This is a genomic window from Sodalis sp. RH24 (genome assembly GCF_047324145.1).
In the GTDB taxonomy this organism is placed as follows: domain Bacteria; phylum Pseudomonadota; class Gammaproteobacteria; order Enterobacterales; family Enterobacteriaceae; genus Acerihabitans.
This window is the reverse complement of record NZ_CP178729.1, coordinates 839073-864651: the sequence shown is the minus strand read 5'-3', so window position 1 is coordinate 864651 and position 25579 is coordinate 839073. Positions and strand designations below refer to the sequence as shown.

General features: G+C 62.7%; 18 protein-coding genes and 3 pseudogenes. 14 read left to right on the top strand and 7 right to left on the bottom strand.

What is annotated here, in order from left to right; all coding sequences use genetic code 11:
- Positions 1 to 12: 12 nt before the first annotated feature.
- The 14 genes and pseudogenes from cbiM to ACL2XG_RS03785 form a co-directional block, all read left to right on the top strand.
- The gene (gene cbiM, locus ACL2XG_RS03850; RefSeq protein ID WP_413722842.1) at positions 13 to 747 is read left to right on the top strand and encodes a cobalt ECF transporter S component CbiM; all 735 of its coding nucleotides are present in this window, start codon (positions 13 to 15) and stop codon (positions 745 to 747) included.
- A gap of 1 nt (position 748) precedes the next feature.
- Positions 749 to 1015, top strand: a pseudogene (locus ACL2XG_RS03845) (energy-coupling factor ABC transporter substrate-binding protein); the annotation flags it as partial.
- Positions 1016 to 1097: 82 nt separating this feature from the next.
- Positions 1098 to 1775: an energy-coupling factor ABC transporter transmembrane protein gene (locus tag ACL2XG_RS03840; RefSeq protein ID WP_413722843.1), complete on the top strand. Its 678-nt coding sequence runs from the start codon at positions 1098 to 1100 to the stop codon at positions 1773 to 1775.
- 9 nt (positions 1776 to 1784) lie between these two features.
- Positions 1785 to 2600, top strand: coding sequence for an ATP-binding cassette domain-containing protein (locus ACL2XG_RS03835; RefSeq protein WP_413722844.1), 816 nt, complete (start codon positions 1785 to 1787; stop codon positions 2598 to 2600).
- Complete coding sequence (locus tag ACL2XG_RS03830) at positions 2597 to 4138, top strand: cobyric acid synthase (RefSeq protein WP_413722845.1); 1542 nt, start codon at positions 2597 to 2599, stop codon at positions 4136 to 4138. The genes ACL2XG_RS03835 and ACL2XG_RS03830 overlap by 4 nt, the downstream gene beginning before the upstream one ends.
- A pseudogene (cobU, locus tag ACL2XG_RS03825) lies at positions 4135 to 4677 on the top strand (bifunctional adenosylcobinamide kinase/adenosylcobinamide-phosphate guanylyltransferase); the annotation flags it as partial. The gene ACL2XG_RS03830 and the pseudogene cobU, both read left to right, overlap by 4 nt.
- A gap of 74 nt (positions 4678 to 4751) precedes the next feature.
- Positions 4752 to 5501: an adenosylcobinamide-GDP ribazoletransferase gene (gene cobS / locus ACL2XG_RS03820; RefSeq protein WP_410015112.1), complete on the top strand. Its 750-nt coding sequence runs from the start codon at positions 4752 to 4754 to the stop codon at positions 5499 to 5501.
- Positions 5498 to 6106, top strand: a complete 609-nt coding sequence (locus ACL2XG_RS03815; RefSeq protein ID WP_413722846.1) for an adenosylcobalamin/alpha-ribazole phosphatase — start codon at positions 5498 to 5500, stop codon at positions 6104 to 6106. Before cobS ends, ACL2XG_RS03815 begins: the two co-directional genes overlap by 4 nt.
- Positions 6107 to 6135: 29 nt before the next feature.
- On the top strand, positions 6136 to 7191 hold the full coding sequence (gene cobT / locus ACL2XG_RS03810) for a nicotinate-nucleotide--dimethylbenzimidazole phosphoribosyltransferase (protein WP_413722847.1): 1056 nt from the start codon (positions 6136 to 6138) through the stop codon (positions 7189 to 7191).
- A gap of 214 nt (positions 7192 to 7405) precedes the next feature.
- Positions 7406 to 8566: an efflux RND transporter periplasmic adaptor subunit gene (locus ACL2XG_RS03805; RefSeq protein WP_413722848.1), complete on the top strand. Its 1161-nt coding sequence runs from the start codon at positions 7406 to 7408 to the stop codon at positions 8564 to 8566.
- Positions 8567 to 8632: 66 nt separating this feature from the next.
- The gene (locus ACL2XG_RS03800; RefSeq protein WP_413722849.1) at positions 8633 to 11839 is read left to right on the top strand and encodes an efflux RND transporter permease subunit; all 3207 of its coding nucleotides are present in this window, start codon (positions 8633 to 8635) and stop codon (positions 11837 to 11839) included.
- A 167-nt stretch (positions 11840 to 12006) separates the two neighbouring features.
- Entirely contained in the window at positions 12007 to 12591 is a 585-nt protein-coding gene (locus ACL2XG_RS03795; RefSeq protein ID WP_410015107.1) for a TetR family transcriptional regulator C-terminal domain-containing protein, read from the top strand.
- Positions 12592 to 12644: 53 nt separating this feature from the next.
- A complete protein-coding gene (locus ACL2XG_RS03790; protein WP_413722850.1) occupies positions 12645 to 13874 on the top strand; it encodes an MFS transporter in 1230 nt (409 codons plus the stop codon).
- Between the two features lie 220 nt (positions 13875 to 14094).
- Positions 14095 to 14406 (top strand): annotated as a pseudogene (locus ACL2XG_RS03785) (helix-turn-helix domain-containing protein); the annotation flags it as partial.
- A 197-nt stretch (positions 14407 to 14603) separates the two neighbouring features.
- Here the strand turns inward: ACL2XG_RS03785 and ACL2XG_RS03780 are convergent.
- From ACL2XG_RS03780 to ACL2XG_RS03750, 7 genes are all read right to left on the bottom strand, one after another.
- On the bottom strand, positions 14604 to 17096 hold the full coding sequence (locus ACL2XG_RS03780) for a virulence factor SrfC family protein (RefSeq protein ID WP_413722851.1): 2493 nt from the start codon (positions 17094 to 17096) through the stop codon (positions 14604 to 14606).
- Positions 17093 to 20077 (bottom strand): virulence factor SrfB, encoded by a 2985-nt coding sequence (locus ACL2XG_RS03775; RefSeq protein WP_413722852.1) that lies wholly within the window; start codon positions 20075 to 20077, stop codon positions 17093 to 17095. Before ACL2XG_RS03775 ends, ACL2XG_RS03780 begins: the two co-directional genes overlap by 4 nt.
- 3 nt (positions 20078 to 20080) lie before the next feature.
- Positions 20081 to 21538 carry an SrfA family protein gene (locus tag ACL2XG_RS03770; RefSeq protein WP_413722853.1) on the bottom strand — a complete coding sequence of 486 codons (1458 nt, stop codon included), beginning with the start codon at positions 21536 to 21538 and terminating at the stop codon, positions 20081 to 20083.
- Between the two features lie 171 nt (positions 21539 to 21709).
- A complete protein-coding gene (locus ACL2XG_RS03765) occupies positions 21710 to 22567 on the bottom strand; it encodes a transporter substrate-binding domain-containing protein (RefSeq protein ID WP_410015102.1) in 858 nt (285 codons plus the stop codon).
- 63 nt (positions 22568 to 22630) lie between these two features.
- A complete protein-coding gene (locus ACL2XG_RS03760) occupies positions 22631 to 23356 on the bottom strand; it encodes an ABC transporter permease (RefSeq protein ID WP_410015101.1) in 726 nt (241 codons plus the stop codon).
- The gene (locus ACL2XG_RS03755) at positions 23356 to 24072 is read right to left on the bottom strand and encodes an ABC transporter permease (RefSeq protein ID WP_410015100.1); all 717 of its coding nucleotides are present in this window, start codon (positions 24070 to 24072) and stop codon (positions 23356 to 23358) included. The genes ACL2XG_RS03760 and ACL2XG_RS03755 overlap by 1 nt, the downstream gene beginning before the upstream one ends.
- A gap of 46 nt (positions 24073 to 24118) precedes the next feature.
- Entirely contained in the window at positions 24119 to 25579 is a 1461-nt protein-coding gene (locus ACL2XG_RS03750; protein ID WP_410015099.1) for a M20 family metallopeptidase, read from the bottom strand.

Here is a 25579-nt window from a genome sequence, read left to right as displayed (position 1 = left end):
AGGAGTTAACCGATGAACCTACAGATTGGCAAGGGGATGTCCGCGTTCGGCGCCGGCATGACGCTGTTATTGCTGGTGGTGCCGCAGGATGCGTACGCCATGCATATCATGGAGGGTTTCCTGCCGCCGATGTGGGCGCTGGCCTGGTGGCTGCTGTTTTTACCCTGTCTGGCGATCGGACTGACGCGCATGCGGCGGATTGTGGCCGAGGACAGCAACCGCAAGGTGCTGCTGGCGCTGTGCGGCGCGTTTATCTTTGTGCTGTCGGCGCTGAAAATCCCGTCGGTGACCGGCAGCTGTTCCCATCCCACCGGGGTGGGCCTGGCGGTGATTATGTTCGGGCCGTGGGTGCTGTCGGTGCTGGGGGCGGTGGTGCTGCTGTTCCAGGCGCTGCTGCTGGCCCACGGCGGCCTGACCACCCTGGGCGCCAATGCCATTTCCATGGCGGTGGTCGGCCCGATGGTGGGGTATGTGGTCTGGCGGCTGTCGCTGCGCTTAGGCCTGCGGCGCGATGTGGCGGTGTTCCTGTGCGCCATGCTCGCCGATCTGTCCACCTATATGGTGACGTCGCTGCAACTGGGACTGGCGTTCCCCGATCCGGTGTTTGGCTTTACCGGCTCGGCGCTGAAATTTATGGGCGTGTTCTGCCTGACGCAAATCCCCATCGCCATCGCGGAAGGACTGTTAACCGTTATGATTTACGACCAACTGACCAAACGGCAGTTGTTAACCGTCGGGAGTCATTAAAATGAAAAAAATGCTGATATTGCTTTCCCTGGTGGTGGCGCTGATGGTGATGCCGTTTTTTATCAACCATGGCGGCAGCTACGGCGGATCGGACAACGAGGCGGAAGGTCTGATAGGCACCCTGGCGCCCAATTATAAACCCTGGTTTTCGTCGCTCTATGAACCCGCCAGCAGTGAAATCGAAAGCCTGCTGTTTACCCTGCAAGGCTCGATCGGCACCGGGGTGGTATTTTATATTCTCGGTTTTTATCGCGGCAGGGAAAGCCGCGGCAAAAACAAGCGCGGTGGGGAAGGCTACGGCGACGGCCGTCAGTCCGAAGATGAAGATGACGCCGGCCGGGACGGACGTCATGCTTGAAATCGATCGCCTGTCCTGGCAAAACCGCTGGCAGGCGCGGGATCCGATGCGCAAGTTCGTTCTCTATGCGGCCTTGCTGGGCATTGCGCTGCTGACATCGCCGCTGTATCAATGCGCCACCCTGCTGCTGCTGATCCCCTTGACCTGCTATGTGGCGCGTGTGAACCTGGCGCGCTATCTGCGCTGGCTCAGCGTGCCGCTGGGATTTCTGGCGGTCAGCCTGCTGAGCATCGCGGTATCTTTTGCCTGGTCCGGCGGTAGTATGATCTACAGCGTGCGGTTGGGAAGCCTGTACCTGGGGCTGGATAAACAGGGCCTGGCGTTGGCCAATCTGGCCATGTGGCGCAGCATGACCGCCCTGGCGGCCACCTATTTATTCGTGCTGACCACGCCTTTTACCCAGATTATCCAGATCCTCAAACGCTGCCGCCTGCCGCGGCTCTTGATCGAGCATACCCTGCTAAGCTATCGCTTTATTTTTATCTTTCTTGACGAGGCCAACGCCATCCGCCAGGCGCAGTCGCTGCGCTTCGGTTACTGTTCGCTGCGTACCGGCTATCATTCGCTGGCGATGCTGGTGGGCATGCTGATGCTGCGGGTCATCACCCGCTACCGGGAAATGTCCGTCGCGCTGGAGGTGAAATTGTACCAGGGCGAATTCCATTTATAAGGATCGACGATGTTAGCGACCGAAGCACTCTGTTTTTCCTGGCAACAGGATCAGCCGGCGCTGTGCGATTTAACGCTGGATTTCAGCCGCGGCCGGGTCACCGGCTTGATTGGCGCCAACGGCTGCGGCAAGTCCACGCTGTTCATGAACCTGCTGGGTTTGCAAAAGCCGCAAAGCGGCAGGGTGCTGTGGCGGGGCAAGCCGCTGGACTATGATAAACGCAGCCTGCTGGCGCTGCGCCAGCAGGTGGTCATGGTGTTCCAGGAACCGGATCACCAACTGTTCTATACCGATATCGACAGCGATATCGCGTTTGCCCTGCGCAACCTCGGCGTGGATGAAGCGGTCATCCAGGCGCGCCTGGCGCAGGCGTTGACGCTGGTGGGGGCCAACGGCTTTCGCCACCGGCCGATCCAGTACCTCAGCCATGGCCAGAAAAAACGCGTGGCCATCGCCGGGGCGCTGGTGATGCAATCGGATTACCTGTTGCTGGACGAACCCACCGCCGGGCTGGATCCGCAGGGCCGTGAGGCGATGATCGGCATTATCCAGCGCATCGCGGCCCAGGGCCGGCACGTCATCATCGCCAGCCATGATATCGACCTGATTTATCATATCTGCGATTACATCTATGTCATGGCGCAGGGACGCCTGCTGGCCGAGGGCAGCGAGCGGGAGGTGTTCCAGCAAGCGGCGATGCTGGCGCGCGCGGGGCTGAGCCAGCCTTGGCTCATCAAGGCGCATACCCGGCTCGGCATGCCGCTGGTGAAGACGGAAGATGAACTGTTCGCTTTTTACGAACAATCCCGGGAGGCAAAAGTATGACGATGTCAATCATGGTGCAGGGCACCGCGTCCGACGTGGGTAAAAGCGTCCTGGTAGCCGGTCTGTGCCGTATTTTTGCCCAGGACGGCCACCGCGCGGCGCCGTTTAAGGCGCAGAATATGGCGCTGAATTCCTGGATCACCCGCGATGGCGCTGAAATGGGCCGGGCGCAGGTGTTCCAGGCCGAGGCGGCGGGCATTGAGCCGGACGTGCGCATGAACCCGGTCTTGCTCAAGCCGACCAGCGATCGGAAATCGCAGGTGATCGTCATGGGCGAGGCGCTATGCCACATGGACGCCATGGATTACCATCGCTACAAGCCGCAGCTGCGCGCGCGGGTCGGCGAAGTATTCCGCAGCCTGGCGGCGGATTTCGACATTATCGTGCTCGAGGGCGCCGGCAGTCCGGCGGAGATCAACCTGCGCGATCGCGATATCGTCAATATGGGCATGGCGCAACAGGCGAACGCGCCGGTGCTGCTGGTGGCCGATATCGACAAGGGCGGGGTGTTCGCCGCCATTTACGGCACCCTGGCGCTGCTGCGCCCGGATGAAAAAGCGCGGGTCAAGGGGGTGATTATCAATAAATTCCGCGGCGACCTGGCGCTGCTCAAGCCCGGGATCGCGCAAATCGAGGCGCTGACCGGCGTGCCGGTGGTGGGCGTGATGCCATGGTTCGACGAGCCGCTGGAAGATGAGGACGGCGTCGCCCTGCAAGGGGATAAATACCGCCTGGGCGGCGCCCGTGAACTGGATATCGCCGTGGTGCAGTTGCCGCATATCGCCAACTTTTCCGATTTTAACGCGCTGGCGGTGCAGCCGGATGTACGGCTGCGTTATGTAAAGCGCGGCGAAGCGCTGGGCGTGCCGGATCTGCTGATTATTCCCGGCAGTAAAAACACCTTGGGCGATCTTGCCTACCTGCGGGAAAACGGCATCGATGCCGCTATCCATCGCGCCCATGGACAGAGCGTGCCGGTTCTGGGCATCTGCGGCGGTTTCCAGATGCTGGGCAGGCGGGTCACCGACGGCATCGAGTCGGGCATCGCCGAAACCGACGGCCTGGGGCTGCTTGATTGCGACACCCGCTTCGAGCCGCGTAAAATCACCACCCAGGTGGAGGCCGGCGTACAGGCCTTGCCGGCGGGCATCTTCGCCGCCGCGGGCGGCCTGGCGCTGAGCGGCTATGAAATCCATATGGGCCAGACCACGCTTGGCGCCGGCGCGCGTCCCTTCGCCACGTTATTACGGCAAAACGGCCGCCCCTGCCGGCAGGACGACGGCGCGGTTAACGCCGCGGGCGACGTGGCCGGCAGCTATATTCACGGGCTGTTCGACAGCCCGTTGTTTACCCGGGCGCTGCTTGACGCGCTGCGCGAGCGGCGCGGCCTTGATGCGCTGGATACGCCGGTGACCGGCTGGCGCGAGCGCAAGGAGCTGTCGTTTGATGCGCTGGCAGGCCAGATGCGCGCCCATATCGATATCCCGCTGCTGTACCGTATTATGCGTGAGCAGGCGGCGACGGGAGAACCGGCATGATACTGGTGACCGGCGGCGCGCGCAGCGGCAAAAGCCGCCTGGCCGAAAGCCTTGCCGCCCGCGACGGCGGCGCGGTGCTGTATATCGCCACCTCGGTGGTGACCGACGAAGAAATGGCGCAGCGGGTGGAAAAACATCGCCGCGATCGTCCCGCGCACTGGCTGACCTGGGAAGGCCATCGCGATCTTGACCGGGTGATCCGCGCCCATGCCGGCCGGGTCGAGGCGGTACTGCTGGAGTGCGTCACCACGCTTATCACCAACCTGCTGTTTGACCAGGCGGGCGCCACGCCGCCCGATGCGATGGATTTCGACGCCATCGAGCGCCATATCGCCGGGCACATCGACGCGCTGATCGCCGCCTGCGCCGACGCGCGCTGCCGGGTGGTGCTGGTCACCAACGAACTTGGCATGGGCATCGTACCGGAAAATCTGCTGGCCCGGCGGTTTCGCGATATCGCGGGCAGGGTCAACCAGCGGCTGGCCGCCGCCGCTACCGACGTCTGGCTGGTGATATCCGGCATTCCGGTGCCGATCAAAGGCGGCGACCAGAGGGACCAGCCTGCCGGCAATCCCTGCGTAAATACTCACCATCGCCGCGGCGGGGCAACACAATGACGTCTTTTCTGGCCACCCTGCAATTTATGACCCGCCTGCCTGTGCCCGCGCGCTGGACGCGGGATTTGCCGCTGGACGCCTATGCGCGCGGCGTGATCTGGATGCCGGTGGTGGGATTGGTGGTGGGCGGGTGCTGCGCGCTGGTCTTCGCCCTGGCGCAGCCGGCGTTCGGCACGCCGCTGGCCGCCTTGCTGGCGGTGCTGGCCAATGCCATGGTCACCGGGGCCTTTCATCTCGACGGGTTGGCGGATACCTGCGACGGTATTTTCTCGGCGCGCAAGCGCGAGCAGATGCTGGAGATCATGCGCGACAGCCGCATCGGCACCAACGGCGCGCTGGCCATGGTATTCGCCATCGGCCTGCGGCTGGCGGCCATGGCGGCGCTAAGCCTGCATCCCGGCGGCGCGCTGCCCTATATCATCGCCGCTCCGGTGGTCAGCCGCGCCCTGATAAGCATTCTGATGTATCACCAGCGCTATGCCCGCGAAACGGGGCTCGGCAACGTCTATATCGGCAAAATCAGCGGTCATCATTTTGCCGTGACGCTGCTCGCCGGCATGCTGCTGACCCTGGCGATTGCCGGCCTGCGCGGCCTTGCTGCGGCGCTTATCGTCCTGGCGCTGGCCTACGGCTACCGCGCCAGGATTAACGCGGTGCTGGGCGGCCAGACCGGCGATACCCTGGGCTGCGGCGTGGAGGTATTCGAATGGCTGTTTTTGCTCGCGGCCCTGGCCGTTCCGCTATGAGACTCTATTTAGTGCGTCACGGCGAAACCCAGGCCAACCGCGACGGCGTTTACTGCGGCGTCAGCGATGTGGTCCTGACGCCGAAGGGACGCTTCCAGGCGCACCGGGTGGCCTGGCAACTGGCGGAGATTCCCTTCGGGCGGGTCCTGACCTCCAGGCTCAGGCGCAGCCGGGAGACGGCCGATATCATCCGTCCCGGCATGCCGCCTGAGGCCTGGCAGGAATGGGACGAAATGAATTTCGGCGCCTGGGAACTACGCCATCATCGCGATCTCGCTACGCAGGATCCGCAGCGTTATGCGGCCTGGTGCGACGATTGGCAGCATGTGGCCCCGCCCGGCGGCGAAGGGTTCCAGGCGTTTGCGCAGCGGGTGGGGCTTGCGGCCGCGCGCCTGCGCGAACAGGACGGCGCGGACGCTATCCTGCTGGTGGCCCATCAGGGCGTGCTCGGCGTACTGCTGGCCACGCTGCTGGGAATGCCGCCCGCCGCCATGTGGCATTTTCCCTTCCGCCAGGACGCCTTTACCCAGGTCACGCTTAACGACGGATTTTGTGTACTCAACCAGTTAAACGACAGCGGCCGGGCCATGATGCCCGCACGCTGAAACCGTAACCCATTTTCCAGGAGAAGGTAATGAAAACACTGCAACAGGTCATCGACGCCATCCGGCCTTTGGACGAGAAGGCCATGGCGCGGGCGGAACAACGTCTCGACGGCTTGCTTAAGCCGCCGGGAAGTCTTGGCCGCCTGGAGACGCTTGCCGTCCAGCTGTCGGGCATTATGGGCGACCGGCCGCTGGCGTTTGCGGGTAAAGAGATGATGGTGATGGTGGCCGATCACGGGGTATACGAAGAAGGGGTGGCGGTATCGCCGCGCATCGTTACCGCCATCCAGGCGGCGAATATGGTCAAGGGCACCACCGGGATCTGCGTGCTGGCGGCCAACGCCGGCGCGGCCGTCACCGTGGTGGATCTGGGCATTGACTGCGAGCAGCCTTTGCCCGGACTGCTGGACCGGCGCATGGGCCGCGGCTGCGGCAATATCGCCACCGGTCCGGCGATGACCGCCGGCCAGGCGCGCACCGTACTTGAAACCGGCGCGGCGCTGGTCGCCGACGCGGTTGGCCGGGGCATCACCTTATTCGGCGTCGGCGAGCTGGGCATGGCGAACACCACGCCCGCCGCCGCGCTGGTGAGCGTGTTAACCGGCGCGCCGGCGCAGGACGTCGTCGGCCGCGGCGCCAACCTGCCGCAGTCCATGCTGGCGCATAAAATCGAGGTGGTGGAGCGCGCCATCGCCGTAAACCGCCCGGATGCGCGGGATGGCCTCGACGTGCTGGCGAAAGTGGGCGGTTATGATCTCGGCGGCATGGCCGGCGTCATGCTGGGCGCCGCCGCCGAGGGGGTCCCGGTGATACTGGACGGTTTCCTGTCCTACGCCGCCGCGCTGGTCGCCTGCCGCATCGCCCCGCAGGCGCGGCCTTATTTCATCCCCTCGCACCTTTCCGCGGAAAAAGGGGCGAAGATCGCCCTGGACCATCTGGATCTGCGGCCTTATTTTGATCTGGAAATGCGCCTGGGCGAGGGCAGCGGCGCCGCGCTTGCCATGAATCTGGTGGACGCCGCCTGCGCCGTTTATAACGACATGGGCACGCTGGCGGACAGCGCTATCGTCCTGCCCGCCCATTAAACGCCACCGCGTGCGGCAACGTGCCTATCCGGCGGTTGCCGCCCGCCCCGGCGGCCATTAACCCGCGCTGACCCGCGCCAGCGGCAATATCGTGCCTTTTGCCGCCGCCCTCTATTGACCCTCCCGCGCTTACCCTGCATGCTCTGCAATACGACCGGTCGTATTATTTTTTTCTCTTTTATCGTCTTTTATCTTTTCAGGCAGAGGATGTTCCATGAGCACACCCAAGTACGGCGCGCGCCTTGCGCCGCTATTATTGCTGCCGGCGCTGGCTGCCCTGATGGCCGCCGGCTGTAAGCCCGCCGCCCCGGCGCAGCAAACACAGCAGGCGATCCCGGTGGCGGTGACCACCGTGATGTTCCAGCCGGTACGCCAATGGGACGATTTTACCGGCCGGCTGGAAGCCATCCAAAGCGTGGACGTCAGGCCGCGGGTCGGGGGTTTTATCGATGCTATCGCGTTTGACGACGGCGCGCGTGTCCATAAGGGCCAGGTGCTGTACCAAATTGATCCCAGGCCCTATCAGGCGGAGGTGGACCGGCTGGAGGCCGGGCTCCAGCAGGCGGTGGCTAACGCGGCGCTCGCCAGGACCAACCGCGAGCGCAGCCGGCGGCTGATCGTGGTGAACGCGATTTCCAGCAGCGAGCTGGATGCCCAGGAGGCCAACGCCAAAGTCACGGTGGCCAATGTGGCCGCCGCGCAGGCGGCGCTGGCCACGGCGCGGCTTAACCTGTCGTTTACCCAGGTGAGCGCGCCCATCGACGGGCGCATTTCCAAGGCGCTGATCACCCGGGGCAATCTGGTGACCACCGACAGCCTGCTGACCACCATTGTCTCCGATAGCCCGATATACGCGGCGTTCAATGTGGACGAGCAGGCCTACCTGAAATATGCCGCCGCCCAGCGCGGCAAGGATAACGCGGTCTTTATCGGCCTGATGGGCGAAAACGGTTTTCCCCACCGCGCGCGCCTGCGTTTCCTGGATAACGTGGTGGATCCCCGCAGCGGCACCCTGGCGGCCAGGGCGGTCTTGGATAATGCCGACGGCAGCCTGACGCCGGGCCTGTTCAGCCGGGTGCGCCTGGTGTCCTCCGAGGTGCAGCGGGTCGCCCTGCTGCCGGAACAGGCGCTGGGCACCGATCTGGGCAAACGTTATGTGCTGGTGCTGGATAAGGACCGGCGGGTGCAATATCGGGCCATTACCCTGGGACAGGCGGTGGGCGAGTGGCGCATCGTGAAAAGCGGGCTGAACGAGGGCGAACAGGTGGTGGTGGACGGGCTGCAAAAAGTGCGGCCGGGAGACGTGGTGGCGCCGCACGCCGCCACTGCGGATACGTCGCCGGCCGCGCTGGCCGCCTTGCTTCCCCATGATTAGCGGTGACCTGATGAAAGGCATCCGCGGCAGCGGCGCCATGGCCTGTTACCTATCTATGAGATTATTATGAATATTTCACGGTTTTTTGTCAGCCGGCCCCGGTTCGCGGTGGTGCTGTCGCTGGTGATTTTCGCCGCCGGCTTAGTGGCGCTGCCGCTGTTGCCCATTGCCGAATATCCGGAAGTGGTGCCGACCACCATTGTGGTCAATACCACCTTTGCCGGGGCGGATCCGTCCGTTATCGCCGAAACGGTGGCCTCGCCTATCGAACAGGCGATTAACGGCGTCGAGGGCATGCTGTATCAATCCTCGCAGGCCACCAGCGACGGCGCCCTGACCGTGACGGTCACCTTTGCGCTGGGCACCGACGGCGACAAGGCCCAGGTGCTGGTGCAAAACCGCGTGGCGCAGGTGCTGTCGAGGTTGCCGCCCGAAGTGCAGCGGGTCGGCGTGACCACCAATAAATCCTCGCCCACGCTGATTGAAGTGGTGCACCTGACCTCGGACGATAACCGTTATGACATGCTTTACCTGGCAAGCTATGCGCAACTGCATGTCAAGGATGCGCTGGTGCGCGCGTATGGCGTGGGTGATGTCAGCGTCTTCGGCCTCGGGCCCTATTCCATGCGCGTCTGGCTCGATCCGGAACAACTGGCGGCGCGCTCCCTTACCGCCGGCGACGTGGTGGCGGCGCTGCGCGAGCAAAATATCCAGGTGGCGGCGGGGCAGGTAGGCGGGTCGCCCGCCGCCAGCCAGGCGCAGTTCCAGATTTCCGTGGTGACCCAGGGACGGCTGGAAACCGAAGAGCAGTTCGGCGATATCATCCTGCGCGCCGACGGGCAGGGCAAGATTATCCACTTGCGCGATGTGGCGCGCCTGGAACTGGGCTCGGACAACTATTCGTTGCGTACCCTGCTCGACAACCAGCCCGCGGTGGCGCTGGGCGTTTTCCAGCGTCCCGGCACCAACGCCCTGCAGATGGCGGATAACGTCCAGTCCACCATGGACCGGCTGGCGAAGGATTTCCCCCAGGGCGTTAAATACCATATCGTCTACAACACCACCGGCTTTGTGCATCAGTCCATCAATGAAGTCGTGCATACCCTGTTCGAGGCCGTCATCCTGGTGGTGCTGGTGGTGATTTTATTCCTGCAAAGCTGGCGCGCCTCGATTATTCCGCTGGTCGCCGTGCCGGTAAGCCTGGTGGGCACATTTGCGGTCATGCTGCTGATGGGCTTTGGCCTGAATGCCCTGACCATGTTCGGCCTGGTGCTGGCCATCGGCATCGTGGTCGACGACGCCATCGTGGTGGTGGAGAACGTCGAGCGCAATATCGCCCTGGGATTAGCGCCGGTGCAGGCCACCCATAAGGCGATGAGCGAGGTCAGCGGCCCCATTATCTCCACCGCGCTGGTGCTGTGTTCGGTCTTTATCCCCACCGCCTTCCTCAGCGGTCTGACCGGCGAATTTTATCGCCAGTTTGCCCTGACCATTGCCATTTCCACGGTGATCTCCGCCTTCAATTCCCTGACGCTGTCGCCGGCGCTGGCGGCGCTGCTGCTGCGCCCGCATCACGCCGCCCGGGATAACTTCCAGCGCTTTATCGACCGGGTGTTCGGCTGGCTGTTCCGGCCGTTCAACCTGGGGTTTGTGCGCTTGTCCCATGGCTATGTCGGGGTGGTGTCGCGCGTACTGCACCGGTCATCGGTGGCGCTGCTGATCTACGGCGGGCTGCTGGCGCTGACCGTCCTGCTGTTTATGCGCACGCCTGGCGGATTTGTGCCCCAGCAGGACAAGCTTTACCTGGTGTCGGTGATCCAATTGCCGGACGCCGCCACGCTCGATCGTACCGAGGCGGTGGTGCGCCAGGTCAGCGATATTGCGCTGCATACGCCGGGCGTCAGCCACGCGGTCGCGTTTCCCGGTCTGTCGATTAACGGATTTGTGCGCAGCACCAATTCGGCGGTGGTCTTTTTGCCGCTGGATGATTTTAGCGCCCGCCGCGACCCGTCGCTTTCGGCCGGGGCCATCGCCATGACGCTTAACCAAAAGCTTTCCGGCATAACCGAAGCCAATGTGGCGGTGTTCCCGCCGCCGCCGATCCTGGGGTTGGGCTCGCTCGGCGGTTTTCGCCTGCAAATCGAGGATCAGGCCGATCGGGGGCCGGACGCCTTGTTCCAGGCAACGCAACGGCTCATCGCCGCCGCCGCCAAAGATCCCGCGCTGACCGGATTGTTCACGTCCTATCAGATTGGCGTGCCGAAAATCCATGCCGACGTCGATCGGGAAAAGGCCAAGGCGCAAGGGGTCTCGCTTACCGATCTGTTTGAGACCATGCAGGTGTATCTCGGCTCGGTCTATGTCAATGATTTCAACCGCTTCGGCCGCACTTACCAGGTGAATGTGCAGGCGGACCAGCGTTTTCGCATGCATGCCGAGGATATTGGCCATTTGCAGACCCGTAACGCCGCCGGGCAGATGATTCCCATCGGCGCGTTTGTCACCACCTACGACACCACGGGTCCGGATCGCATCAGCCACTATAACGGCAGCCTGACGGCGGAAATCAACGGCGCGCCGGCGCCGGGCTTCAGTTCGGACCAGGCCCAGGCCAGGCTTGAGGCCCTGGCGCAACAGGAATTACCTCATGGGATGAGTTTTGAATGGACGGAACTGACCTATCAGCAAATCCTGGCCGGCAATACCGCCATTTATGTCTTTCCCATCTGCGTGCTGCTGGCGTTTCTGGTGCTGGTGGCCCAATACGAAAGCTGGACGCTGCCGCTGGTGGTGATCCTGACCGTGCCCATGTGCCTGCTGTGCGCGCTGATCGGCGTACAGTTGACCCATGGCGACAACAACGTCTTTACCCAGATTGGCCTGGTGGTGCTGGTGGGGCTGGCATGCAAGAACGCCATCTTAATCGTCGAATTCGCCCGCGACCGCGAGCTGGAAAACGACAGCCTGCTGCAGGCGGTGCTGAGCGCCTGCCGGCTGCGGCTGCGGCCGATCCTGATGACGTCGCTGGCGTTTATCATGGGGGTGGCCCCGCTGGCGGTGTCGGTGGGCGCGGGGGCGGAGATGCGCAATGCCATCGGCATCGCGGTATTCGCCGGCATGCTGGGCGTGACGTTGTTCGGTTTTATCCTTACCCCGGTCTTCTACTGGACGGTTCGCCGCATCACCGGCGGCACGCTCAAGGGCGGACGGGACGCGCCTGGGACTGACGCGACCGCCGCCCGGGCCATCGCACCAACGGGCAAAGATGGCTGACAGAATAGGCTATGATGACAGGAGCGCTTTTCACCGGGTGAAAAGCGCGCCGCGCCGTGGGCCGTCCTGGCGGTAACGGGCGGTGCGCCCGGGACGCTTCGCTTGCAAAATACGACCGGTCGTCTATATAATCATGCGGTATTCGTTATCTGGAGGCTCTGTTTTTTATGGCAAAACCAAGCGTACGCGATAAAATTGTCGACGCCGCGCTGGAACGTTTTCATACGCTCGGTTTCAGCGCGTGCAGCGTGCAGGATATTGTGGATACCGCCGGCGTGCCGAAAGGGTCTTTTTATAACTATTTCAAAGCTAAAGAATTACTGGCGCTGGAAGTGCTCTCCATTTACGGCCAGGACTCGAACCGTGAAATCCTTGAAGACGCCAGCCTGCCGCCCATTGAGCGTCTGCGCGCGCATTTCGAGTACATGGCCGCCTATTACGCCGACTTCGGTTATGAAAAAGGGTGCCTGATCGGCAACCTGGCCGCCGAGATGACGGATAACACGCCGCTGCTGCGTCAGGCCATTTGCCAGTCGCTGGAAAAATGGACCGCCGCCGTGACCGCGACCCTGCGCGAAGGGCAAAAGGACGGCACCATTATCGCCAGCCTGGATGCGGAAAAAGTGGCCCGTTTTGTTATCAATAGCTGGGAAGGCGCGGTTGTGCGCATGAAAATAGCCCGTTGTCGGCAGCCGCTGGATGATTTTTTCGCCGTGGCCTTTCCGTTATTAAACCGTCCGACGCCGGAATAATCGCCACCGCTGTTTGCCTGACGCCCGTTTCTTTTCCTGACTGCGAGCCTATCATGACCGGAAGGACCTTGACCCTCGGACGCCGGGCCAGTTTTTGGGTGGCCGCCGCCGTTGTCGGCCATACTATCTGGACCAGCGCCGCGCCCGCCATGACCTATCCGCTGTATGCCTCGGAATGGGGCCTGACCACCACCCAAACGTCGACTATCTTTGCCATCTATCCTATCGTGGTGGTGGCCATCCTGGTGTGTTTCGGCGATATTTCCGATTATATCGGGCGGCGCACCACCATGTTGTTGGGATTGGCGGCGTCGCTTATCGGGGTATTGCTGTTCGCCGTCGCGCCTGGTTTGTGGTGGATTTATCTCGGGCGGGTCTTCATGGGCATCGGGGTGGGGTTGTCGGCGGGGCCGTCCACCGCCGCCATGATTGAGTTTAGCGCCGAGGGCCAGGCCAAAAAAGCCAGCGCCATTACCACGGTGTCGCAGGCGGTGGGCCTGGCGCTGGCGACGTTGGTGGGCGGCGCGCTGATAGAGTACGCGCCTTTTCCCACGCGGCTGAACTTCTGGCTGCTGCTGGTTATCATCCTGGCTATTTTTGCCGCCGCCTGGTTTTTGCCGCGCCATAGCGCGGTGCCGGGGCAGGGACGCTGGCGTCCGCGAACGCCGTCGGTTCCCTCGGGCCTGGGCGGCGTGGTGCTGACGGCGGTGGCGGCGGTGGCATGCGCCTATTCTATCGGCACCGTGGGGTTATCGCTGGGCGCCAAGATAGCGCGGGATCTGATCGGTTCCGCCAACGTGCTGCTTAACGGCGCCACCATGTCGGTGTTCGCCATCGTGCTTGGCGTGGTGGGACTGGCCTGCAAAAGTATGCCGTCGCGTACCGCGATTGCCCTGGGCGGTCTGTGCACGGTGGCGGGCATGGCATGCCTGGTGATGTCGGTATCCTGGCATTCGCTGCTGCTGTTCCTGGCCTTTTTAATCGCCGCCGGGTGCGGTTATAGCCTGTTGTTTATGGGCGGGCTGGGGCTTATCAATATGTATGCGCCCGCCCGTCTTCGCGGCGGCACGCTGTCCGCGCTGTATTTGGTGGCCTACCTGATCCAGGGGGCGTTTGCGCTGCTGCTGGGCGCCAGCGCCAGTCGTTGGGGGCTGGGCTTCGCCATCGACCAGGGCGCGGTGGTGATTGCCTCGCTGTGTCTTATCACCGGCGCGATTGCCGTCTTTATGACCGTACCGAAAGCCGCCCACCTCGCGGTACGGTGCGTGGAAAAAAATCAGTGACAACGTCACAATAATCCATCCCCGGCTGTTAACACGCCTGCCGCGCTGGCAGGCGGCAAACCCCGTCCTATCGGCACTTTCTCCCGCGCCCGCCTGTCATTGACGTGCCGCCGGCAAACGGCTTATGATAAAATTATCGTTCGTTAATAAAAAGAGGTTGACTAAAAATACGACCGGTCATATTGTAAGTGCAAGGTTATCAATTACGGGGAATGTCTATATGAATCAGAAGGTCATTATTCAGGATTTGATGGAATGGTTGGAAAACAATCTGGATAAGTCATTGTCTCTGGATCACGTAGCCGCCAAATCCGGGTATTCAAAATGGCATTTACAGCGGATGTTCCGCAATGTGACCGGCGATGCGCTGGGCACCTATATTCGCACCCGCCGGCTGTCACGCGCCGCGTCGGAACTGTGTCTTAAGGACCAAAGCATCCTTGATATCGCCCTGCAAAGCGGCTTCGATTCGCAACAGTCCTTCAGCCGGGCGTTCAAGCGCCAGTTCAGCCAGACGCCCGGGGCCTATCGTTCGCGGATGGCTTATCCTTACCATCCGGAAGAGTCCATGGAGGATAAGTATATCCCGGCTAAGCGCGCGGCTCATGCGTCGCAGCCGGTATTTTAAGTAAGCAGATTTGACAGTCCGGCGACGACGCGGCTAGCCGCCCGGAAATACCAACCCGGCCGCCGGCGGCCGACATTGCCTCCGGCAAGCCGGTAGCGGCTCTAGGCTTCGGCCGCTGTGATCAGGTTGATGATGGCGCCCAGGCGCTGGCGCTGTTCAAGGCTGATTTCCGCTCCACCCGCATATCCCGCATTTTGCCGTATCAGTATATTCAGGCCCACCAGCCAGTCGTAGACATAGAAGGCGGTATTGTTCACCGGGGCGGCATTAAGCCGGGTCAAACGGTGGGACGCGTCGATGTCGTGCCCGGGCGCCGCCGGGCGCGTAAAAATTTTATGGCCGGGATTGATGCGGCTGTCGGGCCGTTGCGCGTCGCTTAGCCGCGTAAACCCCAGCCAGGCGACGAAATCACCCAATACGGCCAAGGCCCGCGCCACCTGCCGATCGGCCTTGCTCTCAGGCGGCAGGCCCGCCGGCGCCATATCCATCAGCATGTGCTCAAGCGACCCCAGGATATCGAGCCGGATGGCGGCGGTAATCAATTCCGCCATCAACATGGCCATGGTCGGCCTGGCGATACCGAGCAAGGCCAGCAGCGGCGCGTTTTCCGGCAGGTTGCGCAAATGATTTATCCAATAGCGTTGCACATTGCGGGCAAACATTTTGTCGTCCGTCGCGCCGGTGAAGTCTGCGGTGTTGATGACCTGGCCGGTCGGCGCCTCGGGCGCGCTGAGCAGATCGAAGGCGATGCCGACGCCAAAGGGGCCGGCGCCGTCCGCGGCCGGTTCGGTATGGCCGGCGGCGTCCGGTGGTAGCTGCAGGTAGAGGCGGCGCATTTCGTCACGCGTGGGCAGCAGGTGCTCGAGCAGTTCTCCGTGCATGCCGGCGCGCGCCTGCAGCGCTTTAAGCAGTGTGTGCGCGACGTGTTGTTTGGGTAATGTCTCCGCGTCCTGCGCCGCGGCCTGCTGCCATTCGCCGAGCAGGTTTTCGGCCAGTTCCGCCTGCAGCGCCTTCGTCTGTTCGCCCAGGCGCTCCAGGCCCGCCTCGCGCTGCGCCGCAGGGGCGAGGTAGGCCGCCAGGGCGTTGACGCCCCGCGAATCCATCGCCAGCAACGTGCCCCAGGTATCGCCCGGATTGCCAACATAGCGCTGCACGGCGGCATCGTAATTAGTGCCGTGGACCACACGTTGATCGAAGCGGGTCAGCGCCCAGATCAGGGCGGGTTTGCGCCGGCCGCGCACCCCGGCGTTTTCTCCCTGGCTGCGCCTGACCCAATAATCCAGCAGCCTGCCGACTTCGGCGACCGCCGCGCGGTCCTGCGCCGCGGTACAGACCATCAGCACATTCACCGTCTGGGCATCGGTATAACGTTCGGGCAGATAAGCACAGCGGGCGCGCAGCAGGGCCGGCGCCAGCGGGTAGGCGGGCTCGCCGCCCGCGCCGGTGGCCGCCGTGGTTTCAAGGCTGCCGTCGATACCGGCGAAATCGATAAAATCCACCTGCGCGCCGCCGCTTCCGCTCACGCCGGCATCCAGCGGCATCAACAGTTCAACGGCCAGCATCGCCAGCTCGGCCATCGTCAGTTCAACCGGCTTTCCCGCGCGGCCGTTCAGCATGGGGATCACCTGCAGCAGCGGGTCGGCGGCGCTATGCAGGCGCGACAGCGACGCGATATCCAGGATGCCGTCCGCCTGGCGCATCGTATCGTCCACCAGCGCGCCAAGCGGCGCCAGCACGTGCTGCGCGCCGCCCAGATGCTGCGCGATAGCGGCAAAATGGCGGTAGGCGTCGCTCAAATCCGCGCGCCCTCGCCACAGCACCGAGAACAGCTCGGCGCGATCCTCGACGCTCAGGCAGGGCGCCAGCTCGACCGCCGCCGGCCAGAACCGCGTCTCCAGCTGTTTCTGCCGCCGCCGATCGTGGCGGGAAACATAATCCCAAATCGCCACCACGGCATCCCCGCTCATGCCGGCGACCGGTTCCACCTGCCGCCGCGCGAGCAGCCGGTCCAGGCGGTCATCCAGCGCGCGATCGTCCAGGTCCCGGGCGGTGTTTTCGCCCCCGGCTTCACGCAGGGAGAGGGTAAACAGCAGCATGGCGATATCCGCTTCACTGAGCAGCGACAGCTGGACCGGATAGGCGGCGTTTTCCGCCTGTACGCGCTGGGCGAAACGCAGCACCAGGCCTGACGCCCGGCTCTGCGGCTCGATAAGGGACAGGACATCCAGCCGTTTGCCGCCAAGCGTGGTGGACAGCCGGTCGTCCTGCCCCACGGTCAGCGCCGTGATCAGATGCAGTTTTCCCCGCGCCGATTGCCCAAAAAAACCAATGGCGCCGGCGGTGTGCGACGCGTTATACAAATGGCTGGCCTGCAGGCGGCAGCGGCGCAGTTTTATGCCCAGCCGGCCGGCTTCCATATCCAGGCGCGGCGCATGCCGGCGCGTGGCCGCAATCCAGTCGATCGCCTGGTCGATGCCTTGCAGTACCTGGCGCAGCTGGTTATGCAACTGGTTTTGCAATTGGGGAGCCAGCGGGTTGGCAACCGGGTTTAATTTACGCCGCGCCGGTATCGGGGAAGAGATTAATTGACTCATTTTTTCACTATGCTCCCGCTATCGATCCAATATTCGGTCGCGCCTGAACCACTGTCGGCCAGGGTATTTAACGTCAGGCGCACATGGTGCCGCGGCACGGGCGTACCGTCTTCCAGCACCGCCTCCGCTATCTCGAAACGCTCAGGTCCCGCCCGGGAAGTGTCCTGCGCCACCGCCAGCCTGATGCGCAGTTCGCTTTCCCCGGCCACGCGCCGGGCGAGCGCAGGATCGGCTATCGACAGCGTATACAGCGCGGAGGCCGGCCAGCGTTCATTATCCAGTTGGCGAAAGCCCAGGCATAACGCGCCGCGCATGCGAAAGCTGGCGGTGGCGTCCAGCGCGCAATCCGGCGCGTCAAGATCGATATCGCGGTAAAAAACATTCTCATCGGCCAGGATGTGGTTGCCGTCCAGCATGCCCAGATAGCGCAGGGTGGAGTAGGGCTGGAAGTCACCGGCTTTGAAATAGAACCCCGGCAAACGCAGGCTAAGCGCCAGCAGGCACAGCATCGCGCCAACCGCCGCGGTGGATTTGGGATTATCGATGCGTCCCCGCTGGTTAAAGGGATACCACGCGCTGGTATGGTAGCCGTCCAGCGACAAAATCCGGTTATTGGGCAGCGGCTGCAGGTGGCGGAACAAGGCCTGGATGCCAGGGAAACGCGCCGGCCGCCCGGTAAGCAGCAGCACGTCGCAATCGTGGAGCGAGACGACTTCAGACAACGAGCGCAGGTGTTGGGTAATCGTCATGCGGTTGGCCAGGAACTCATCATGCAGTTTGCCCAGCCTTATCTGGAGCGGGACGCGTAGAATATCGAACGGCGAGGCATCCGCCGGCAGGCCGCGCTGCACCTCGCCATGGATATACGCCAACACGCCAGGCGTGGGCTGCTGGGTCAGCAACTCGCCGAAGACGGCATCGATTTCCGTGCGGTTTTCCAGGGGATCGAATCGTTCATAGGCCGCCAGGATCGCGCGGCCGACGGGCATAAACAGCTGCAGCGTCGTCTGCTGACGCAGCGTGCTGTGCCCGTCCATGCGCCCGTCGCCGCCAAACAGCCGGGCGAGCAGCATGCCGGGGTTGTCCAGGCCGGCGCTGAGCAGCGCCGCCTCCAGGGCGGGCAAGACAAACAGCTGGATCACCTCCAGCAGGATATCGTCGCCCGCGACTTTAAAACCTTCGCGGAACAGCAGCCGCGGGGTGATTTTGACATCTTTGCCGCTGCCGTCGTCCAGGCTGTACTGGGTGATGGCTAAATCGGTGGTGCCTCCGCCGATATCAATGGAGGCGATGCGTAGGGTCTTGCCGGCGCTGCCGGCGGCGGATGCCTTATCCGGCCGCGCCATGGCGCCAAAAAATGCGTTGGTATGACCGGCGAAGTTAACCTGGGTTTCGTTATACAGATAGACCATCTGGCCGCAGGTGGCCTCGTCCCAGTCCATCCGCACTTCGGGCGCCGGTACCCGGCTGCCGGCCCGGTCGCTGGGGGAGGAGAAGGGTTCGTCCGCGCGATGCCAGCCCATCGTTTTCCATACCAGGCCAATCGCTTCGTTCATCCGCCTGAGGAAGATTTCCCGCTCCGGTTTCGGCATCGCCGAGGGCAGGGTCAGGACGATGGTGCGCAGTTGACGCGGCGCCACGTCGTGGCCCATCTTCAGCCGCTGCGCCACGCTGTTGATTTGCATTATCGCCTGCGCCAGCAGTTCCGACAGCATCAGCGTCATCAGCGAGCTGCGGCTGTAATGCGGCGAAAAGACCGGCAGGCGGTCGTCCAGCGCCAGCAGGTACAGCGGCTGGCCCTCGTCATTGATCAGGTGGGTAAACGGCGCTTGCACCGCCGGCGGTTCAAGCGCCGGTCCGCCAGCACCCTGGCTGAACCGCCAGCCGGGAGCATAACTTTCCTCATCCCACAAATAGCGCCGCGGACTGGAAAGACCGGTGGATCCGTCGACGCCCCGGCGCTGCAGCGCCAGGCGCGCCGCCTCCCGGCCGACGCGGGTAATAGCGGGCCAGAGAAAGGCGTCGTCGCGCCCGCTTTCGAGCGAGAAACCGGGTTTGCCGAAAGGCGCCTGGGCAAACTCGACACGGCTTTCAAACAGTTCGTTATATAAAAACTGCGGCTCGCCCAGATCGCGGATCAGCAATTCATAGGCAAGCTTGAGGCCGTTGGGCTCATCGGCATGTTCTTCCACCAGGACGCCGCAGGTATGCGAATTGCCGACATCCAGGATCAAATCCACTTTTACCACCGGCTCCTGAAGCGTGCCGGCGCTGATTTTTATTTCCGGCATAGGCAGCTGTTCACCCAGCAGCGCCAGCAAATTGAGATAATGGGCCTGATATTCAAAGGAACGGAACGCCACCTCCATCTCCCGGGCGCTGCGATCGTCCTGGCGCGATGCCTGCTGGGTAAACACCTCGCGCAGCCAGCCGTCGACCCAGGTAAGATCGAGAAATTCGCCCAGCTCGTCGCTGCGGTGCGCCAGAGTAAAGCCGATGCCGTTATGGATATCGTTTTCGTTGGGGGCTACCGGGGCGTCGGCATGGCCGGCCGGATACACCCGGGTGTCAAAGGCGACGCTGACCCGGTGGGTAAAGCCGTGCCGGTCCGGCGCATCCAGGGCGCAAATGCGCACCCGCGCCCAATTATCCGGTCCTCCCAGCAGGGTGCGCGGGGGCATAAAGCGGAACACGGGCAGCGGCAGCCAGAGCTTGTCCAGCAATGCCAGGGATTGCTCAAGGCTGAAACTGAACTCGGGCTTTACCACCTCCGGCGGCGCGCCCGCCGGTACCGGAACGGAATATTTGCCGGTCTGCGCGTGGTAATCCAGGCGCAGCAAGGGTCCGTTGGCGGTCTGGCGGACAAACTTGCCGGGCAGTTCGGCGTTATAGCCGGGCGTCAGGGCGAAATCCAGAAACTGGATACCGCTGTCGCGAATCAGCGTGATGTTTTTTGGGTAATCCGTAATCGTCGCCAGCATTTATTATTCACTCTCGCGCTTCATCGTTATCGGAAAAGCCGTATTGGCGTCATAACGGCCTTTGCACTCGGCGACGCCCTTCGCGCCTTGTCTGCAGACGATTTCCGGCATTTGATAGCGGGTGCCGTCGCTGCAGCGGGCCTTGGCCCGGCTGTTGATGATCAGATTGCCCGATTTCATCAGCCCGGCGTCAACCGCCGTGCGGCAGGTCACCCCGTCGCCATGGGTGATTTTCACCGTGCCTTTGCCATGGTTAAGCTGGTATTTAAGGCTCGGTGGCTTACCGGTCAGTGGTTCCTTGATATCCACCGTGGCGCGCCAGCCGCCGTTAAGAAAATCCGTCGAGCCTATTTTTACCGTCTCGGGCGGCAGAACCAGCGCGTTCTTGCTGATGGCGGCCGGCGCGACGGCCGGGACCAGCGCCTCCGGCGCCGCGGCGGCGGGGAGCGGCGCGGCTTGCACATCCGGCAATGGCGCTATGGCGGGGGCGGACGCCCTGATCCGGCCATCGCCCGCGGCGGCGGGGCCGTTTGCCAGCGCCGCCGCGCCGTCGGCGGGCTTTGGCTGCGCCGCGGCGGCATCTAAGGATAGCGCCTTATCGGCGGGATTGGCCGCGTCTGACGCCCTCAGCCCGCCGTTCGTGGCGCTGGAAAGCTGTTTTTCCAGCGGCGGCCGGGGGGCGTCGGTCAGGGGACTGGCGGCGGGCAGGGCGCGTTTTTCCGCCTCAAGGGCGGTCAGCGCCGAGGCGGACAGGACAGGCGGCGGGCGGGAGACGCAGCCGCGGATTTGCAGCGCCAATATGGCCAGCAGGGCAAGCGCCGGCGGGATCCACCACATGCGCCGCCACGATAGCGCCGGTGCCGCCGCAGCCGCAGCCGGCGCGTTTTCCACGGGGGCGGTGGCCGCGATGCGTGGTGAAGCGCGGTCAACATCCCGCGCCAGGTCGGTAACCAATGCCGGGTCCAGGACGGTGTTATCGACGGGTGGGCGCAGGCTGGCAAAAGCATCGGCGTCGGTTTTTTTATCCGTGCCGACAAAACCCCAGAACGTCAATACCGGTTTGCCGCCCACCAGATAGACATAATGCTGATCGGGAAAACGCATGGCTTTCGACAGCAGCGCGCCAAACAGCCTGAGTGAGGGTTTTTCCGCCGCGGCGGCGCGCTGGCAAAGGCCCGCTGCGGCGGCCTGGCAGCCTTCCAATTCCGCAAGGGCGGACGCGCGTTCGGCATCGCTGGCGCCGGCCCAGGAGGACACCTTGCCCGCGCGCGGCGAATACCAGTCGATCCGATCGCCATCCTCGTTGGGCTGGGGGATCGCCAGACAGTCGGCGATCCGCGGCCGTTGCCGCAGACGCAACGTTTCCCTTATTTCCAACGCCGATGCATACACCGGCCGGCCCTGTTCGCCCAACGCATAAATATCAAGCAAACCGCCGCTACGTAAAAATGTTTTTGCCACGCAAAAGGGACCTATGAAAAGTAACACCCGACGGGGAATAAAAATTTTTTTCTATCAGCTGATACTGTAAATCGAACGCAGGCAAATCAAACGCCCGAATAGGCGGCAAAAAAGACAAATATTCGGGGTATCGAAAGAAGAGAGTCCCGGCCCGGCGGCCGGGAAAGGGCTTTATTGCGGGGTAGTATCCATACCGAACCATTTCATGGTCAGCGTTTTCAGCGTGCCGTCCTGCTTGGCGCTGGCAATGGCCTCGTCAAACATCTTTTTCAGTTCCGGATCGGTTTTGCGGATGCCCACCGCCGATCCGCTGCCCAGGATACCGCCGATAAACTGCGGGCCGGCCAGGACGATATCCTGGTTGCCGGGCTTGGTCTTGGCGCCGTTCAGATAGGTGACCGAGGCGAAGACCATATCCACCCGGCCGGATTTAAGATCAAGATCGTGCTCTTCGGTGGTTTTATATTCGCGCACCGTCACCACGCCTTTTAAATATTTTTCCAGGAACTGCTGGCCGATGGAGGAGCCTTGCACGCCGATGATTTTGCCTTTAAGCAGCGGGGTCAGTTTGTCCAGTTCGGCTTTTGCGCCCGCTTCATCGCTGGTAAGCGAAAACCGGGTTCCCAGGTCCGGCAAGGCGGCCAGCGGACTGTTTTTCAGCACCGCGAAGGTTTGTCCCGCATTACTGTAGGAGGCAGAGAAATCAATGATTTTTTTACGCGCCTCGGTGGCGGACAGACCGTCCATGATGGCATCGAATTTTCCGGCGTTCAGCGCCGGGATGACGCCGGCAAAGGGCTGTACGATAATCTGGCATTCCACTTTCATTTTTGCGCACAGCACTTTGTAGAGATCGATTTCAAATCCATCCAGGGTACCGTCGGGTTTGGTAAAGTTATATGGCCGGAACGCCCCTTCGGTGGCGATTTTCACCACCGTCCATTTTTTCCCCTCTTCGGCATGACCGCCGAAGCTGGTCGCCAGAGTGGTGGTAATGCACAACGCGCGTACCAGGTTTACCAATTTCATTGTTTAACTCCTGTATCAATGGGGAAAAATTCGCCTTGCGGCGCAAAAAAGGTTCGGGATGACTCAATGCGCATTCTCCAGCGGCTTTTTATCGACCGTGGCGACGCGCGCGCGCAGATGCGGGGTCAGTCGGTATTCCAGCCACATCACCAGCCGGGTAATGATCAGATTGATCAGCAGGTAAATCAGCCCCGCCACCAGGAAGACCTCCAGCGCCCGGTAGGTATTGGAAATGATTTGCGCGGCGATGCCGGTAATGTCCATCAGGGTGATGATCGAGGCGAGGGAGGTGGATTGCACCATCGAAATCAGTTCGTTGCCGTAGGCCGGCAGCGCCTGGCGGATCGCCATTGGAAACAGAATGCGCCGTACCACCAGCAGGCGGCTCATGCCGCAGGCGCGCGCGGCCTCCAACGCGCCATGGGGCACCGAAAGCAGGCCGCCGCGCAGGATCTCGCTGCCGTAGGCGGCGGTACACAGCGACAGCGACAGCAGCGCGCAGCCATAAGGTTCGCGCAGGACGGGCCACAGCACGCTATTGCGCACCGCCTCAAACTGGCTCATGCCGTAATAAATTAAAAACAGCTGCACCAGCAGCGGCGTTCCCCGCAGGCAAAAAACATAAAACCGCGCCGGCGCGCTGAGCCAGATAAAGGGCGAGAGCCGGGCCAGCGCCAGCGGGAAAGCCAGGCAAAAGCCCATGGCCACCGAGTAAAAAGCCAATTTCAGCGTCAGCGGGATGCCGGGGATCAGCTGCAAAAAGGTCTCCCAAAGAAATGCCACGTCCATCAGCGTCTTACCCCGCGCGAGTAGTAGGTTTCAGCTTTACCTAGTGACCAGCCCGAACAGGCGGAAATCACCAGATACAGCAGCGCCGCGGCACAGTAGAAATCAAAGGGCTTGCCGGTGGAGCCGGCGCCGGTTTGCGCTTTGTTCATCAGTTCGGCCAGGCCGGTCACCGACACCAGCGCCGCGGCCTTGAGCACCAGTTGCCAGACGTTGCCCATGCCCGGCAGGGCGTGGCGCAGCAGCAGCGGGATAATAATGCGGCGCATGCGCACGGACGCGGTCATGCCCAATGACGTGGCCGCCTCCAGCTCGCCAGGCGCAATGGTCAGGAACGCGCCGCGAAAGACCTCGGTCTGCTGTGCGCCGGCGGCGATGCCTACCGCCAGCATGCCCGCCAGAAAGCCGGGGAAACTGATAAACTGCCCATCGCCGAACAGCCTGCCCAGCGATGTCAGCGCCTGGCTGCCGCCAAAATACAGCAGATAGATTATCAGCAGGTCCGGGATGCCGCGGATAACGGTGGTATAGATATCGGCGACACAGCGCACCGGCCGGTTGCCGCTAATCTTTGCCCAGGCGAACAGCGCGCCGATAACGCCCGCCAGCAAAAAACCCGACACCGCCAGGGCTACCGTCATCAGCGCGCCGGACAACAGCATCGGCCCCCATCCCTCAGGGCCAAAACTCAGGGTCTGGAAAAAACCTAGCTCCGCCATGCTATCTCCTTAGCGTTTAATCGGCAGCCGGCCACAATGGCGCTCATCAGTGGCTGCCGGGAAAGGGAGGCATGACATCGTCGGGGATCGGATTGATAAACGGCGTACCGTTCAACTGGCGCAGATGCTCTTGTTTCGCCGCCGCGATAAGCGCCGGCTGCTTTATGAGGCTGATGGCCGTGCTGGCCATGATTTTGGCCGCATGGGTCAGGCCTTTGTGGGCCAGCGTGGATTTGCCCTGCGCCACCAACTGCCACGAGTGCCCGGGGGTGCCGATGGTATAGGTGGCGCTTTGCGCCTGCACGGTCGGGACCACCCAACTGACCGAACCCACGTCGGTGGAGCCGATCATGGTGCTGGCCGGCCGATCCAGGGGCAGCACATAATCGCACAGCGTTTCCCCAGGCGCCATGGCCTTGCCCGCGCGGTGAAACGCGCTGTGGATTTCCTCGGCGGACATGGTTTGCTGAAACCGGGCCGCATAGGCGTAATCGGCCTCATCAAAGCCCGGTCCGCCGAGCAGTTCAAGGTGCGACTGCATCAGTTCTTCCAGCACCGGGTTCGCCACCAGATTGGCATCGCCGCTGAGGATATTGCGTTTCATGGTGGTTTCGGTCATCAGCGCCGCGCCCGCGGCCACTTTGTCGACCCGCGCCAGGAGTTCCAGCAGTTCGGGCAGGGTACGGGTACGCACCAGATAACGCACGGTCGCCTTCGCCTGCACCACGTTCGGCGAAAAGCCGCCTGAATCGGTAATGGCATAATGGATGCGCGCGCTGTTCGGCATATGTTCGCGCAGGTAGTTGACGCCCACGTTCATCAGCTCAACCGCGTCCAGGGCGCTGCGGCCCAGGTGGGGCGTGGCCGAGGCGTGGGAGGCGCGGCCGTGAAAATGGTAGTTGATTTCATTGCAGGCCAGGGAATTGGGCTCCTTGACGCAGTTAAACGCGCCGGGATGCCAGCAGATGGCGATATCCACGTCATCAAACAGGCCGGCGCGCACCATAAAACCCTTGCCCGCGCCGCCTTCCTCCGCCGGACATCCGTAAAAGCGCACCCGGCCGGCGATGCCCTCGGCGGCCAGGTAATCCTTGACCGCCGTCGCCGCCAGCAGCGCGGCGGAACCCAGCATATTATGACCGCAGCCGTGGCCGTTGCCGCCTTCTTCCAGCGGCAGCGGCTGGGTGGCATCCGCCTGCTGGCTCAGGCCGGGCAGGGCATCGTATTCGCCGAGAATGGCAATGACCGGGCCGCCCGCGCCCGCTTCGCCCATCATGGCGGTCGGCAGGCCGGCGACCCCCTCGGTCACGCGAAATCCCTGCGCTTTCAGGATCTCCAGATGCGCCCGCGAGGATTTTATTTCGGTGTAGTTCACCTCGGGCGTGGCCCATATCCGATCGCTGAGATCGCAAAATATCGTCTTTTTCTCATCAATTAACGACCAGATCTGATGCAACAACGCGTTGTCGACGGTCCCTTTCTCTTCATTGATAGTGCGCAACGGCAT